Genomic DNA, 15,319 nt, shown 5'->3' on the forward strand with positions numbered 1-15,319 from the left:
CGAGACAAATTAGTTGCTGTGCAACTCCGCGTTCAGCTCAACGGCACTTTTGTTGGTCAGGCATTCAACCGCGCCGGTCGCTGAGTTGCGACGGAACAGCAGGTCAGATTTGCCTGCGAGGTCGCGTGCTTTTACTGATTCGGCAACCTCGCCTTTGTCGTCGAGCACGGCAACCTTGGTGCCGGAAGTGATGTACAGGCCAGACTCGATCGTGCAGCGGTCACCCAGCGGAATACCGGTGCCGGCGTTGGCGCCGAGCAGGCAGCCTTCGCCCAGGGAGATCACGATATTGCCGCCGCCGGACAGGGTGCCCATGGTGGAGCTGCCGCCGCCGAGGTCAGAGCCGGCACCAACGAATACGCCGGCAGAAATACGGCCTTCGATCATGCCCGGGCCTTCGGTGCCCGCATTAAAGTTTACAAAACCTTCGTGCATGATGGTGGTGCCTTCACCCAGGTAGGCACCCAGACGAACACGGGCGGTGTGGGCGATACGTACACCGGTCGGTACCACGTAATTGGTCATTTTGGGGAACTTGTCCACGCAGGAAACTTCCAGCAGTTCACCTTTGAGACGCGCTTCCAGTTGGCGCTGGGGAAGCTCTGCGAGATCGATAGCCCCCTGATTGGTCCAGGCCACGTTGGCCAGCTGGCCGAAGATACCGTCCAGCTTGGTGCCGTGCGGCTTGACCAGTCGGTGAGACAGCAGGTGCAGCTTCAGATAGGACTCGGGCACGGACTGCGGGGCGTCGTCACTGTGCAGTACCACCGCAACCAGAGGGCGCTGGCTGCTGGCAAATTGACGCAGAATGGCTGCCTGCTCCTCGGCGCCGGCACTTGCCAGGCACTCTGCAAGTGGCTGCAGTTGCGCTTCTTCCAGAGCAATCGTGACATTGCCGCCGTCGATATCGAGGGTGCTGGTTACCGCCTTGGCGATATCGTCGGCCGGATTTAGCAGCGGCTGCGGGAAGTAGACTTCCAGCCACTCACCCTTGCTGTTGCAGGTGCCAATGCCGAAGCCAATGCTGTATACGTTGCTCATGATGGTTTCCTTGTACTGAGTCTGATTTTTTTGCGGATTAGATGCGGTCCGCCTATTTGGCGAAACTGGCGTAGGTATCGGCCTTGAAGCCAAACAGGGTATCGCCGCCCTTGGTGAGTACCGGACGCTTGATGAGTGTCGGTGTCTCGTTGGCCAGGGTCGCCGCGCTGGTGTTATCCATAGCGTCTTTCTGCGTCTCATCTAAGGCGCGCCAGCTGGTGGAACGGCGGTTCAGTACCTGCTCCCAGCCGAATTGTTCCAGCCAGCTAGCCAGGGGTACCGTATCCATACCGTCTTCGCGGAAATCGTGGAAGCGGTATTCCACTGCATTTTGCTCTAGCCATTTGCGGGCTTTTTTTACGGTGTCACAATTTTTAATGCCGTACAGGGTAATCATTTCAAATCCTGTGTCTGTCACGCCGAACCGAATGGATCAGGCCTTTTTGGTTTTCTTGGGGTGTTTTCTTGCCGGATAGCAGGTGGTGCAAATTTCACACACGGTGCCATCACAACCGCGCGCGGAGCAGAATTCGCGGCCGTAAAAAATGATCTGCAGGTGTAGCTTGTTCCACTTTTCTCGCGGAAAAACCCGCTTCAGGTCTTTCTCTGTCTGCGTCACGTTTTTGCCAGAGGTCAGGCCCCAGCGCTGGGCCAGACGGTGAATGTGGGTGTCCACCGGGAACGCGGGATGTCCAAAGGATTGGGCCATCACCACACTGGCGGTTTTGTGACCCACACCGGGAAGTGTCTCCAGTGCCGCCATGTTTTCTGGCACCCGGCCGTGATATTCGTTGACCAGAATTTCTGACAGCTTCTGAATCGCCTTGGATTTCTGCGGTGACAGGCCGCAGGGGCGAATGACTGCCTGTATTTTCTCGACCGGCACCTTTGCCATGTCGTAGGGGTTGTCTGCCAGCTCCCACAGGGCGGGGGTGATTTGGTTTACACGTTCGTCTGTGCACTGGGCAGAGAGCAATACCGCCACCAGCAGGGAGTAGGCATCGAAGTGATCAAGAGGGACTGGGGTTTCCGGGTACAGCTCTTCCAGCCGCTGGAGAATAAACTCTACACGCTCTTGTTTGAGCAGGTTTTTGGCTGTCATGACATCGCTCATGGGTACTTCTTACTGGCAAAACGTGCGGATGCGTTGCGCCGCTTCGATACATTCTTCCAGGGTGGCGACCAGTGCCATGCGGACGTACTCCGCCCCCGGGTTTATCCCGTTGCTCTCGCGTGCCAGATAGGCACCGGGTAACACGGTGATGTGTTGTTGGCGGAATAGCTCCCGTGCAAAGGCCTCTCCGTCACCCACACGGGGCCACAAGTAAAAGCTGGCGTGAGGTTTTTGCACGTCGATACAACCGTCGAGAATATCCAGCACCGCATCAAACTTTTGTCGGTACAGATCGCGATTTTCTTTTACGTGCTGTTCGTCTTGCCATGCGGCAATTGAGGCGTATTGGGTTGGCACCGGCATGGCGCAGCCGTGATAGGTGCGGTACAGCAGGAACTGCTCCAGGATTTTGCCGTCGCCGGCGACAAACCCAGAGCGCAAGCCGGGCAGGTTGGAGCGTTTCGACAGGCTGTGGAATACCACGCAGCGCCGGTAATCATCCCGCCCGAGTTCCGCGCAAGCTTGCAGCAGGCCGGCTGGTGGGTTGGCCTCATCGAAATACAGCTCTGAGTAGCATTCGTCGGATGCGATGGTGAAGTCATAACGGTCGGCGAGCGCAATCAGCTGCTTTAAATCCTCCAGTGCCAGAAGAGCGCCGGTGGGATTTCCGGGCGTGCACAGGTACAGCAGGCTGCAATCCTGCCACACACTTTCCGGCACTGAAGCAAAGTCTGGTTTGAACCCGTTTTCCGCCGTGCAATTGATGAAGTAGGGTGAGGCTCCGGCCAGAAACGCGGCACCTTCGTATATCTGGTAGAAGGGATTCGGCATCAGCACTTTGGAGCCAGGCGTCACTACTGCCTGGGCAAAGGCAAACAGTGCCTCTCGTGTGCCGTTTACCGGTATCACCTCGGTTTCTGCGTTCAGGGTCGACAGCTTGAAGCGATTGCACAGCCAGCTGGCAATGGTTTCACGCAGTGCTGGCAGGCCCTTGGTGACAGGATAATTGGCCAGCGTTGCCAGGTTGTCGATCAGTTCGTCGCGTACAAAGGCGGGCGGCGTGTGCTTGGGCTCACCAATGGACAGCGGGATATGGCCAAGCGAGGCCGGGGCTTCGATACCCTCTTTGAGCTTTGCAAGCTTGGCGAATGGATATGGCTGCAGCTGGGACAAGTTTGGGTTCATATTATTGGTCTGTTTACAGAGCTAATTCCTTGCTGATCCGGCGTCGGATCGGTTCCTTGTCATCGCTACCCTTAGGGTTGCGGTGGCAGTGTCGCCTGATGAGCATCCAGTTCCTGACAAATGGCCTGTTGCAGCGTTTCTATGAGCGCGTCGTCGGCCAGAGGTTGGTCCTCGCTGTCGGTGATATGGAAGATATCTTCCACACGTTCGCCAAGGGTGGAAATCTTGGCGTTGTGCAGGCGCAGGTCATGGGTAATGAAAATCCGCGCGATGCGCGCGAGTAATCCGGGCCGGTCAGCGCTGGTGATTTCCAGGGTGCTGTAGCTGTCACCGGGTTCCGTGGAAATGTGAGCCTGACTCGCCAGGTGGAACATTTTCAGGCGGCGGGGCGTTCGCCGTTTGATGACCTTGGAGTAATCCTCTACCAGCTTGAGTTCTTCCTGCAGGGTGTTGCGGATCTGTTCGAGGCGATGGGGCTCATCCAGCAGGGGCTGGCCCGATTCATCCAGTACGTAGAAGGTATCCAGGGTGTAGCCGGCGGCGGAGCTATACAGGCGCGCGTCGTGAATGTTCAGGTTAAGCATGTCCAGACCGGTTACAACAGCGGCAAACACGTTGGGTCGGTCGGGAGTGTACACGAACACCTCGGTGGCACCGTCGTGCTCACCGGGGCCGGAATTGCGGGTGAGTACTAAGGTGTCGCTGTCTTCGTCCCGCTCGGGGTCTTTTTGCAGCTGATAAATTGCCGCGGTGTGCCAGGTGATGCTGTCGGCGCTTTCGCGCACGAAGTAGTCTTCCCCCATTTCACACCAGATGTCTTCCACGGAATTACTTGGAATACCCATGGCACGCAGCATGTTGCGCGCCTGAGCCTGAGTTTCCTCGTAAATTTCGTCGCGGTCGATGGGGTTTTCCAGTCCGCGGCGCAGGGCGCGCTGGGTGTACTGATAGAGCTGGCGCATCAGGCTCGCGCGCCAACTGTTCCACAGGTCTGGGTTTGTTGCGTTGATGTCGGCAACCGTCAGCGCGTACAGGTAGTCCAGGTGTTCGCGATCGCCGACTTCAGCGGCGAAACTGTGCACCACTTCCGGGTCGGTAATGTCCTGCTTTTGCGATACCGCGCTCATTAACAGGTGCTTTTCTACCAGCCAGCACACCAGGCGTCGGTCGCGCGCTGAGAGATCGTGTCGGCGGCAGAAGGCGTCTGCATCGGCGACACCCAGCTTCGAGTGGTCGCCGCCGCGACCTTTGGCGATATCGTGGTAGAGGCCCGCGATATACAGCAGCTCGGGCTTGCGCATGCGGGAGAGAATCTCCGCGGCCAGTGGGAATTTTTCCCAGGCCTCTTTGCTGCGGAAACTGCGCATGTTGCGCACGACCTGCAGTGTGTGTGCGTCGACCGTGTAGATGTGGAACAGGTCGTGCTGCATCTGCCCGGTGACCCGGCCAAATTCTGGCAGGTAGCGGCCGAGAATGCCGTAGCGTGTCATGCGTGTGAGCTGTTTGGACAGGCCGCGAGGGCTGCGCACCAGCTGCATAAACAGTTGTGCATTGACCGGGTCGGCGCGGAAGCGGTCGTCGATCAGATGTCGATGTTCGCGAATCAGGCGAATGGTAGAGGCACGCACACCGTCGATCTGCGGGTTTTCCGCCATCAACACAAATATTTCCAGCAGCGCGGAAGGGTATTCGGTAAAGGTGCGAGTGACCGCGGCTTCGATGGTATTGCCGCGTAGTTGGAAGCGCTCATTGATTGGCGTAACCGGCAAGTGCTTGCCGCGCTGCAGGATTACCTCATCCAAGAATTGCAGCAACACATCGTTTAGCTCCCGCAGCGCCATCACGATGCGGTAGTAGGTGTGCATGAACTGCTCCACCGCCAGGTGGGTGTCGTTGTCCTTGTAGCCGAATTCGCGGGCGAGTTCGCGCTGGTAATCGAACAGCAGGCGCTCCTCGGGGCGTCCAGCCAGCAGGTGGAGGCCGTAGCGCACACGCCACAGAAAGTCTTCGCCGGATTGCAGGATGGCGAACTCTTCTTCGGTGAAGAAGCCTTTACCTTGAAGCTGTTTGAGTGTGCGTACCTGAAAGTAGCGCTTGGCTACCCAGTTGATGGTCTGAATATCCCGCAGTCCCCCGGGGGCATTTTTGATGTTGGGCTCGAGGTTGTACTCGGCTCCCTGCTGCTTGCTGTGGCGAGCTTGCTGTTCGGCGTATTTTGCACTGAAGAATTTATCCGCGGGCCACAGACATTCCGGGGTCGTTCGCTTGGCCAGCGCTTCGTGCAGTGCCGGGTTGCCTACGACCGTGCGACACTCCATTAGGTTTGTGGCGATGGTGATATCTTCCTCCGCCATTTCGATGCAGTCATCGATGCTGCGTACGGAGTGACCGATGTCGAGTTTCAGGTCCCACAGAAACGCCACTAACCGTTCAATATTGTCGACGACGGTCGCGCTGGGTTTTTCCGTGGTTAGGATCAGCAGGTCAATGTCTGAGCGCGGGTGCAGTTCGCCGCGTCCATAACCGCCCACGGCCAGTAGGCTAATGGTCTCGGGCCACTGGTACTGGTACCAGGCGTAGTGCAGCAGGCAGTCAACGAAGAGTGCGCGCTCGTACACCAGGGTGCGGACATCCTCGCCCTCACGGAAGCGCCGTGCCATATGGGTGTCCGCAGCACCGACAGCATCTTTGAAGATTTCGAGTGGTGGGCGTGCGCCTTCCGCGAGATCCCGCCGGAAGCGGGGTTGGTCGAAAAAAAACAGGGGTTTTTCAAAGTGTGGTATTTCAGCCAGCTGCGGAGAGTTCATGTGCGAGGAATCCGTTTAACCCTGTTGATGCCTTACCTTGGGAAAAATGCTGTGCCGCTGCGCTAAAAAGACTCTTCTTTGCGCGCGGTGAATACTTCCACGCCATCACTGGTGACGGCCATGGTGTGTTCCCACTGTGCGGACAGACGGCGGTCGACGGTCACGGCGGTCCAGCCATCGCGCAATACGCGGCTGCCTGGCTTGCCGGCGTTGATCATGGGCTCGATGGTGAAGGTCATGCCTTCTTCCAGCACCTGGCCAGTACCAGGCTTACCGTAGTGCAGGACTTGCGGGTCTTCGTGAAATACATCGCCGATGCCGTGGCCACAGAAGTCTTTTACCACCGAGTAATAATTTTTCTCAGCGTGCTGCTGGATCACGTGGCCAATGTCCCCGAGCGTGGTGCCGGGTCTTACGATCTCGATGGCCTTGTACAGGCACTCCTGAGTAACCTTGACCAGTCGTTCGGCGTGGGCCACAGGTTTGCCGACGAAATACATCTTGGAGGTATCGCCATACCAGCCGTCCTTGATGACCGTGACATCGATATTAATGATGTCGCCCTTTTTCAGTACCTTGGACTCAGAAGGGATACCGTGACAGATCACTTCGTTGACCGAGGTGCAGATAGACTTGGGGAAACCGCGATAGCCGAGGCAGGCTGGGATGGCGTCCTGTACGTTGACGATATAGTCATGACACCGGCGATCCAGTTCTTCTGTGGTGACACCCGGAACCACGTATTCACCGATCATCTCCAATACTTCCGCAGCCAGGCGGCCGGCGGTGCGCATTTTGGCGATTTGTTCGGGTGTCTTTACAGGATTGGTCATGAATTTTTCCCAGGGTGTTTGTAGCTGTTTGCGGCAATTTTGGCGCCAAATCGGTCAGTTTCGACTAAGTATTTCCAGCGCTTTCGCCGTGGCAGGCTGCGCGGGGCGGCGCTGCAAAGCGGCGGGCTGATCCAGGCTAAGCCTAGAAGCGGCGCGGTATTGTAGCGGAATTACAGGTGCGGGGCATTAAGTGACCCAATGGCCGCCAACTGTTCGCGTGACCCGCTGCTTCCCGGCGGCCGCTTTCGTGGCGTCGGTCACACTTCCAGCTGTCCCAGTTATATGGTATAAAGCGCGCCGCTTTGGGCAGTGCCCGAAGTGAAACTAAACAAAGAGTGGTGAGTTTCGCTGCTCTTAACAAACGCCGCACATATACCGGCACATTCACCTGGGTGTCTTTGAGTGACGTAACGTGCTCTCAAGGATTGGTAAATGGGGTATATGGAGGATAAAACCCGGGAAGCATTCGATCCTTTTGATCTGGTCGTCTGCCTCCGCTATTGAATTTGAGGTTTATTATGCCGCAAGTCAGCATGCGCGATATGCTGCAGGCTGGTGTCCACTTTGGTCACCAGACTCGCTACTGGAACCCGAAGATGGGTGAATACATCTTTGGTGCTCGCAACAAGATTCACATCATCAATCTGGAGCACACTGTTCCGGCCTTCAACGAAGCTCTGCAAGTCATCAAAGGTATGGCTGCGCAGAAGAAGAAGATCCTTTTTGTTGGTACCAAGCGCGCAGCGCAGAAGTCCATCAAAGAGCAGGCCGAGCGTGCAGGTCAGCCTTACGTCAGCAACCGCTGGCTGGGTGGTATGCTCACCAACTACAAAACCATCCGCGCTTCCATCAAGCGTTTCCGTGATCTCGAAGCACAGTCTCAGGACGGTACTTTCGAGAAGCTGACCAAGAAAGAAGCTCTGATGCGCACCCGTACCATGGAGAAGCTTGAGCGCTCCATCGGTGGTATCAAGGACATGGGTGGTCTGCCGGACGTACTGTTCGTGATCGACGTTGAGCACGAGCGTATCGCCATTCAAGAAGCCAACAAGCTGGGTATCCCTGTTATCGGTATCGTTGATACCAACAGCAGCCCGGAAGGTGTTGACTACGTAATCCCAGGTAACGACGACGCCATCCGCGCGATCAAGCTGTACACCACTGCGGTAGCAGACGCTGTACTGGCTGGTACTGCGGAAGCTGGTGGCGCTGCTGCCCAGAGCGAATACGTAGAAGCTAACGACGATCAGCAGGCTGCGGACTCCTAATTCGGGGTTGTCGCTGCAGGCTACTGGCGGTGTAACAATTTTTGGTTACGCTGCAGGGAAAAGGGGCCATCTATCCGGCCCCTTTTTTTCAAATCCAACAAAGAATTTGAATCTGAACCCGAGGATTGAATCATGGCGATTACTGCGTCAATGGTAAAAGAACTGCGCGAGCGCACCGGCCTGCCGATGATGGAGTGCAAAAAGGCACTGACTGCGGCCGATGGTGACATCGAAAAAGCGATCGAAGATCTGCGCAAGGCCTCTGGCCTGAAAGCGGCTAAGAAAGCTGGTCGTACCGCTGCTGACGGCGTTGTTGCCGCAAAAGTTGCAGAAGATGGCAGCTACGGTGTTCTGGTAGAGGTGAACTCCGAGACTGACTTCGTTGCTCGCGACGAAAACTTCCAGGCGTTTGTTGCCAAAGTGGTTGATAAGGCATTCGCCGATCGCCAGGCAGACGTTGCTGCACTGATGGAAGGTGAGCTGGAAAACGCTCGTGAAGCGCTGGTACAGAAAATCGGTGAGAACATTGGTGTGCGTCGCATCGAGCTGGTGGAAGCACCGGTGGTTGGCGCTTACGTTCACTCCAACAACCGTATCGCTGCGATCGTTGCCCTGAGTGGTGGTGACGTTGAAACCGCGCGCGATGTGGCTATGCACGTAACTGCGGTTAATCCGCAGGTGGTTAAGCCGGAAGATATGCCGGCTGAAGTGCTGGAAAAAGAGAAGGACATCATCAAGGCTCAGCCGGATATGGAAGGCAAGCCTGCCGAGATCGTAGAGAAGATGATGGGCGGTCGTATCAAGAAGTTCCTGAAAGAGAACAGCTTGGTAGAGCAGCCTTTCGTTAAGAATCCTGACGTTACTATTGCCAAGCTGGTGAAGGATGCTGGCGGCGATGTGTCCAACTTCCTGCGTTTCGAAGTTGGTGAAGGTATCGAGAAGGAAGAAGTGGATTTCGCAGCGGAAGTAGCCGCTCAGGTGAAATCCAGCTCTTGATGCTCGACCCAGTCGGTGACCTTCGGGTCGCCGGCACCAGCGGGGTGCTCCCGGCGTGTTCATTAGAATACTTCCGGGGCACCCCGCTGTAGTATCTGGCTCAGGGGAATATTTTGTTCAATATCTGAGCTGTTGAGCGGGAAAGCGAGGCAAACTCGCTATTTGGGTCCAGCCAGATAGGTATAGCCATAGGTATAGCGCCGAATTTGTTGTAATGTTCGGCGGGCGCGAACCGGAATTCCGGTTGCGTCTCAACACAGAATTTAGCCCGTAACAGTTGAGGAACAAGGGATGCCAGGTATTAAAGACCGCAAGTACAAGCGAATCCTGTTAAAGCTCAGCGGAGAAGAGCTGATGGGCGAACAGGGGTTTGGTATCAGCCCCAAAGTGCTCGACAAAATGGCCCTGGAAATTGGCCAACTGGTCGGTATTGGTGTCCAGGTTGGTCTGGTTGTCGGTGGCGGTAATCTGTTCCGTGGCGCTGCGCTCAACGCGGCAGGGCTCGATCGGGTGACTGGCGACCATATGGGGATGCTGGCCACTGTGATGAACGCACTCGCGCTGCGCGATGCGCTCGAGCGCTCAAATATTTCCTCCCGCGTGATGTCTGCCATTCAGATGAGCGGCATCGTCGATCACTACGATCGCCGCGCAGCCATCCGTTATCTGGAGCGTGGTGAGGTGCTGATTTTTGCTGCCGGCACCGGGAACCCATTCTTTACCACGGATTCTGCCGCCTGTTTACGCGGAATCGAAATTGAAGCGGAAATGGTTCTGAAGGCCACGAAAGTGGATGGCGTATATTCTGCCGATCCAGTGCTGGTGCCTGAGGCCACCCGCTATGACCGCCTGACGTATGACGAGGTTCTCGACAAGAAGCTCGGTGTAATGGATCTAACTGCAATTTGCCTCTGCCGCGAACACAACATGCCAGTGCGGGTTTTCCGTATGGATAAAACCGGCGCACTGCTCAATATCGTTGTGGGTGGCGAAGAGGGCACATTGATCGAAGAGGAAGTGAATCGTGATTGACGATATCAAAAAACAGGCCGAAGCGCGCATGGGTAAGGCCCTGGAAGCGCTGGGTAGCAACTTCAACAAAATCCGTACTGGTCGTGCCCACCCGAGTATTCTCGATGGTATTCACGTGTCCTACTACGGATCTGACACGCCGCTCTCTCAGGTTGCCAATGTTACCGTTGAAGACGCGCGTACCTTGTCGGTAACGCCCTGGGAGAAGAACCTGGTACCGGACATCGAAAAAGCGATCATGAAGTCTGATTTGGGCCTGAATCCGGCTACCGCTGGTGCTGTGATTCGAATCCCGATGCCCATGCTGACAGAAGAAACACGTAAAAACTTCATCAAGCAGGCCAAGGGCGAAGCGGAAAGTGCGCGCGTGTCCATCCGCAACAACCGTCGCGATGCGCTGGCGGAAGTGAAGGCACTGGTTAAGGACAAGGAAATCTCCGAAGACGACGAGCGTCGTGCAGCGGATGAGATCCAGAAGTTGACCGACAAGTACGTTGCTGAGGTGGAAAAGGCACTGGCGACAAAAGAAAAAGACTTGATGGAAATCTGATGTCTGCCGGCGGTACTGGTGTGGCAACACATATGCAGGCGGGGCCGCGACATGTCGCCATCATTATGGATGGAAACGGCCGCTGGGCGGCGCGCCGGGGCCTGTCACCTTCCGCCGGTCATAAAGCGGGTGTCGAGCGGATTCGAGACCTGATCGAGGCTTGTAAGGGGCGCCAGATTGAGGTGCTCACGCTGTTCGCCTTTTCCAGTGAGAACTGGCAGCGACCACCGAAAGAGGTGGAGTTGCTGATGACACTGTTCCACTCCTATTTGCGCCGGGAGGCCCGGCGTATGCAGGAGCAGGGCGTTGAGTTGCGTGTGATCGGCCGCCGTGACCGCTTCTCGCCCCGCGTGCAGCGGGCCATTGTGGAGGCGGAAAGCCTCACTCGCGGTGGCGAAAACGGCACCCTGGTGATTGCCGCGGACTACGGTGGTCAGTGGGATATCGCGCAGGCTGCGCGCACTCTGGCGGAGGAAGTGGCGAGAGGCGAGCGCATGCCGGACTCTATCGACGAGGCGGCGCTCGGTGCGCATATCCAGTTGTCGGATCTGCCCGCGGTGGATCTGGTGATACGCTCCAGCGGTGAGCAGCGCATCAGTAACTTTATCTTGTGGCAGGCGGCCTACAGCGAGTTCTATTTTACGGATACGCTGTGGCCGGATTTCGACGTTGAGGCGCTGGATCTGGCGCTGGATGCGTTTCGTCAGCGCGACCGCCGTTACGGCGGGCGCAGCGATGACGGGCTGGAAGCTCAGGCCTGAGTCGGCAGGGGCCGACTGTTTGGGGATTCGGGTTAGCAAATTAGAAGGTTTAAGGGTTTAACGGTGCTAAAACAAAGAATAATTACCGCGCTGGTGTTGGTTGCTCTTTTCCTGGGGCTGCTGTTCTTCGTGCCATTACAGTGGTTCTCCATTGTGATTGCCGGTGTCATCCTGCTGGGTGGCTGGGAATGGGCCAATTTATCCAACTTGAATCGTGCACTGCGGTTCGTTTTTCTCGCCGCTTTAGGCGGTGCACTGGTGCTGACGGCACACTACGTATTCGATTTTGATTTTTCCTCTCCCGACACCGACCGCGCGCGCCAGATTCTGGCGGTGGCCTGTGGCTGGTGGGCGCTGGCGTTCCTGTGGGTACAGGGCTATCCAGCCAGTGCCATGTTGTGGGGTAACCGCTGGGCGCGCGGGTTTATCGGCCTGGTCGTCCTGGTGCCGGCGTGGTTGTCGGTGGTGATTTTGCAGGGGCTTGAACACGGCGCCTGGCTGGTGCTGTTTGTGGTGGCTGTCGTGGTTGCTGCCGATGTGGGTGCCTACTTTGTCGGGCGTAAGTTCGGTAAGCATAAGCTGGCGCGAGAGGTCAGCCCGGGGAAGTCCTGGGAAGGGTTTTTCGGCGGGCTTGCGGCCTGTCTGGTTCTTGCGTTGGGTGTGTCGGTGGCGTTCGATCTGCCGACCAAAAATACTGTTCTGTTTACCATCGGTGTACTGGTGACGGCGCTTGCATCCGTTATCGGGGATTTGGTCGAGAGTATGTTCAAGCGTCACCGCGGCATTAAGGACAGCAGCCGAATTTTGCCGGGGCATGGCGGTATTCTTGACCGATTGGATAGCCTCACGGCAGCGTTACCGGTATTCACTATGGCGGCGCTCGCCAGCGAATTGCCCAAGTATCTCTGAATTTCTTGGGCGCAGAGGTAGTTCAATTTCATGCAAACCATGACCCCACAATCTGTCTGTGTGCTCGGGTCCACCGGTTCCATCGGGGTGAGTACGCTGGATGTGCTCGCCCGTCATCCCGAAAATTACTCCGTATATGCGCTGACTGCGCGTGACCGTATTGAAGAGCTGGCACAGCAGTGCCGGCGTTTTGCGCCACGTTATGTGGTGGTACTGGAAGAGGGCAAGGCTGCGAAGCTGCGCGAGACTCTGGCGGCTGAGAGGTTGTCTACCGAAGTGCTGAGCGGCACCGACGGCTTGTGTCAGGTAGCGTCAGACCCCGAGGTCGCCATTGTGATGGCGGCCATTGTCGGCGCAGCCGGTTTGCGCCCAACACTTGCTGCCGTGCAGGCCGGCAAAAAGGTGCTGCTTGCCAACAAGGAGTCGCTGGTGATGGCGGGGCCGGTGTTTATGGCTGCCCTGGCCGAAAGTGATGCTTCGCTGCTGCCGATCGACAGTGAGCACAACGCCATTTTTCAATGTCTGCCATATCCCTGTGATAGCCTCACCGACGCCGGTGTAGAGCGTATCCTGTTGACTGGGTCGGGCGGGCCTTTCCGCACCGCGGATCCTGAGAGTTTGCATCGGGTTACGCCGGACGAGGCGTGTAATCACCCCAACTGGTCCATGGGGCGGAAAATTTCGGTGGATTCCGCCACCATGATGAACAAGGGCTTGGAGTTTATCGAAGCCTGTTATCTATTCCATGCCGTGCCGGAAGATATTCAGGTGGTCGTGCACCCGCAGAGTATCGTGCATTCCATGGTGCAGTACCGCGATGGCTCCTTGTTGGCGCAGATGGGAAACCCGGACATGCGTACGCCAATCGCGCACGCGCTGGCATTCCCCCAGCGGGTGGCGAGTGGTGTAAGCGCGTTGGATCTGATTAGCGCCGGACGTCTGGACTTTGAAGCGCCGGATGAGTTGCGCTTTCCGTGTTTGCGTCTTGCGCGCGAGGCCATGTTGGCGGGTGGCAGTGCACCCACTATCCTCAATGCGGCCAACGAAGTGGCTGTGGAGGCTTTCCTGGCAGGCGAGCTCCCGTTTACCGGTATCGCGCAGCTAATAGAAAAGGTCATGGAGACCACTGGCGTGGTTGAACTGATAGACCTTGAGACAGTCGAACAGGCGGATCGAGAGGCGCGTGCGCAGGCTCATCAGGCTTTGGCAGAACTCTGCGGCGCCTGAAAAATGGCGAAGCCATAGGCCGGCATATAGGACATAAGATAAAGGGCGTAAGCCATGAACGAGATCATAGTAAGCTGATCCCATGTTAGATTTTCTACAAACTGCAGTCTGGGCGTTGGTCGCTCTCGGTGTGCTGGTGAGCTTTCATGAGTTCGGTCACTTTATCGTTGCGCGCTGGTGTGGCGTAAAGGTGCTGCGTTTCTCGGTTGGCTTTGGCAAGCGACTGGTGTCACGTTACGACCGTCACGGCACCGAATTTACAGTATCCGCCATCCCCCTGGGTGGTTACGTCAAGTTTCTCGATGAGCGCGAATGTGCGGTGGCCCCGGAAGATTTGGAGCGGGCCTTCAATCGCAAGAATGTGTGGCAGCGTATTGCGATTGCGGCTGCCGGCCCGCTCGCGAATTTCCTGCTGGCAATTGTGCTCTTCTGGGGCGTGTTTATGGGGGGTACTTCTGGCCCCGTCCCGATTGTGGACGATGTGGAGCAGGGGAGCCTTGCTGCTTACGCAGGTCTGGAAGAAGGCCAGGAAATCATCGCGATCGACGATCATCCAACCCCCACGTGGCAGGCACTGAACTGGCGCTTGGCGAATCGTCTGGGCGACTCAGGCCATATCAAGTTCTCCGTGCGCTATCCGGATTCTGCGCTGGAGTACCACATGTATGCGGATATTGATCGCTGGCTGGCGGGTAAGGAGGTTGCGGACCCCCTGGCTGAGGTCGGTGTCAAACTGTGGATTCCACAGGTTAGCATGGAGCTTGCCCAGGTGGTCGATGGTAGCCCTGCTGCGAAAGGTGGCTTGAAGGCTGGTGATGAAATTATCGCCACTGACGGGCGCGATTTCAGCGGTTGGGAGGCGTGGACCTCCTATATCAAGGCGCGCCCGGAGCAGTCGGTAGCGGTCACGGTACTGCGCGATGGTGCGGAGCAGGTGGTTTCAATCACGCCAGACGAGGTCACGTTAGACAGTGGTGAAAAAATAGGCCGCATTGGGGTCTTGCCGGTTGCGGCATCCTGGCCCGAGGAGCGGGTGCGGCGCTATCACTACGGTGTTCTGGGCGCCTTGAACAAGGGCCTGGAAGAGACCTGGAGCAAGACGGTATTTACCCTGAACAGCCTTAAAAAGCTGCTGTTTGGCGAGCTTTCTACCCGTAACTTGAGCGGTCCTATCACCATTGCTAAAGTGGCCGGCACTTCTGCCGACGCAGGCTGGCAGTCATTCCTGTCGCTGCTTGCTCTGTTGAGCATCAGTCTCGGTGTGTTGAACCTGTTGCCGATCCCGGTTCTCGACGGCGGTCATCTCCTCTACTACGGTATTGAGGCGATTAAGGGTTCGCCCGTTTCGGAAAGAGTGCAGATGATAGGTCTGCAGGTCGGTATGGCTATGGTGCTCGGTATCATGGCGCTGGCGCTTTATAACGACATTTTGCGCCTGTAGTGAATTTTTTGCCTGTACCTCGGGTCTCATTGAGGGCAAAGGTCCTCTTGGTGGGCTTTATTAGACGGTCAGGCGCCACTTTTACCCCAGGGGTAAGTGGACTTGATAGGGACCTTGATCCCAGTGAGTTGGGCGTTACGCCCTCATGGAACTGC

14 protein-coding genes are annotated in these 15,319 nt (G+C 56.9%); 8 read left to right on the plus strand and 6 right to left on the minus strand.

Annotated features, from left to right (window positions below; all coding sequences use genetic code 11):
* Window positions 1–9: 9 nt before the first annotated feature.
* From dapD to map, 6 genes are all read right to left on the minus strand, one after another.
* Window positions 10–1,041: a 2,3,4,5-tetrahydropyridine-2,6-dicarboxylate N-succinyltransferase gene (dapD, locus tag LCM31_RS07980; RefSeq protein WP_224868987.1), complete on the minus strand. Its 1,032-nt coding sequence runs from the start codon at window positions 1,039–1,041 to the stop codon at window positions 10–12.
* A 52-nt stretch (window positions 1,042–1,093) separates the two neighbouring features.
* Window positions 1,094–1,438: an ArsC family reductase gene (locus LCM31_RS07985; protein WP_222247390.1), complete on the minus strand. Its 345-nt coding sequence runs from the start codon at window positions 1,436–1,438 to the stop codon at window positions 1,094–1,096.
* A gap of 36 nt (window positions 1,439–1,474) precedes the next feature.
* The gene (gene nth / locus LCM31_RS07990; protein ID WP_224868989.1) at window positions 1,475–2,155 is read right to left on the minus strand and encodes an endonuclease III; all 681 of its coding nucleotides are present in this window, start codon (window positions 2,153–2,155) and stop codon (window positions 1,475–1,477) included.
* Window positions 2,156–2,164: 9 nt separating this feature from the next.
* Window positions 2,165–3,340 (minus strand): succinyldiaminopimelate transaminase, encoded by a 1,176-nt coding sequence (gene dapC, locus LCM31_RS07995; RefSeq protein ID WP_224868990.1) that lies wholly within the window; start codon window positions 3,338–3,340, stop codon window positions 2,165–2,167.
* A gap of 71 nt (window positions 3,341–3,411) precedes the next feature.
* The gene (locus LCM31_RS08000) at window positions 3,412–6,147 is read right to left on the minus strand and encodes a [protein-PII] uridylyltransferase (protein ID WP_224868991.1); all 2,736 of its coding nucleotides are present in this window, start codon (window positions 6,145–6,147) and stop codon (window positions 3,412–3,414) included.
* 62 nt (window positions 6,148–6,209) lie between these two features.
* On the minus strand, window positions 6,210–6,980 hold the full coding sequence (gene map, locus LCM31_RS08005; protein ID WP_222247375.1) for a type I methionyl aminopeptidase: 771 nt from the start codon (window positions 6,978–6,980) through the stop codon (window positions 6,210–6,212).
* A 518-nt stretch (window positions 6,981–7,498) separates the two neighbouring features.
* Between map and rpsB the strand changes: the two genes are divergently transcribed.
* The 8 genes from rpsB (at window position 7,499) to rseP (ending at window position 15,164) form a co-directional block, all read left to right on the plus strand.
* Complete coding sequence (gene rpsB, locus LCM31_RS08010) at window positions 7,499–8,248, plus strand: 30S ribosomal protein S2 (RefSeq protein WP_010132961.1); 750 nt, start codon at window positions 7,499–7,501, stop codon at window positions 8,246–8,248.
* A 132-nt stretch (window positions 8,249–8,380) separates the two neighbouring features.
* Window positions 8,381–9,244, plus strand: a complete 864-nt coding sequence (gene tsf, locus LCM31_RS08015; protein ID WP_224868992.1) for a translation elongation factor Ts — start codon at window positions 8,381–8,383, stop codon at window positions 9,242–9,244.
* Between the two features lie 291 nt (window positions 9,245–9,535).
* Window positions 9,536–10,276, plus strand: coding sequence for a UMP kinase (gene pyrH, locus LCM31_RS08020; RefSeq protein WP_224868993.1), 741 nt, complete (start codon window positions 9,536–9,538; stop codon window positions 10,274–10,276).
* Window positions 10,269–10,826, plus strand: coding sequence for a ribosome recycling factor (frr, locus tag LCM31_RS08025; protein ID WP_224868994.1), 558 nt, complete (start codon window positions 10,269–10,271; stop codon window positions 10,824–10,826). Before pyrH ends, frr begins: the two co-directional genes overlap by 8 nt.
* Entirely contained in the window at window positions 10,826–11,587 is a 762-nt protein-coding gene (uppS, locus tag LCM31_RS08030; protein WP_224868995.1) for a polyprenyl diphosphate synthase, read from the plus strand. The genes frr and uppS overlap by 1 nt, the downstream gene beginning before the upstream one ends.
* 63 nt (window positions 11,588–11,650) lie before the next feature.
* Window positions 11,651–12,496: a phosphatidate cytidylyltransferase gene (locus tag LCM31_RS08035; RefSeq protein WP_224868996.1), complete on the plus strand. Its 846-nt coding sequence runs from the start codon at window positions 11,651–11,653 to the stop codon at window positions 12,494–12,496.
* Between the two features lie 30 nt (window positions 12,497–12,526).
* Window positions 12,527–13,723: a 1-deoxy-D-xylulose-5-phosphate reductoisomerase gene (gene ispC, locus LCM31_RS08040; protein ID WP_224868997.1), complete on the plus strand. Its 1,197-nt coding sequence runs from the start codon at window positions 12,527–12,529 to the stop codon at window positions 13,721–13,723.
* Window positions 13,724–13,805: 82 nt separating this feature from the next.
* Window positions 13,806–15,164, plus strand: a complete 1,359-nt coding sequence (gene rseP / locus LCM31_RS08045) for an RIP metalloprotease RseP (protein ID WP_224868998.1) — start codon at window positions 13,806–13,808, stop codon at window positions 15,162–15,164.
* Window positions 15,165–15,319 lie beyond the last annotated feature (155 nt).

The sequence above is a fragment of the Microbulbifer agarilyticus genome, assembly GCF_020171345.1.
GTDB lineage: Bacteria > Pseudomonadota > Gammaproteobacteria > Pseudomonadales > Cellvibrionaceae > Microbulbifer > Microbulbifer agarilyticus_D.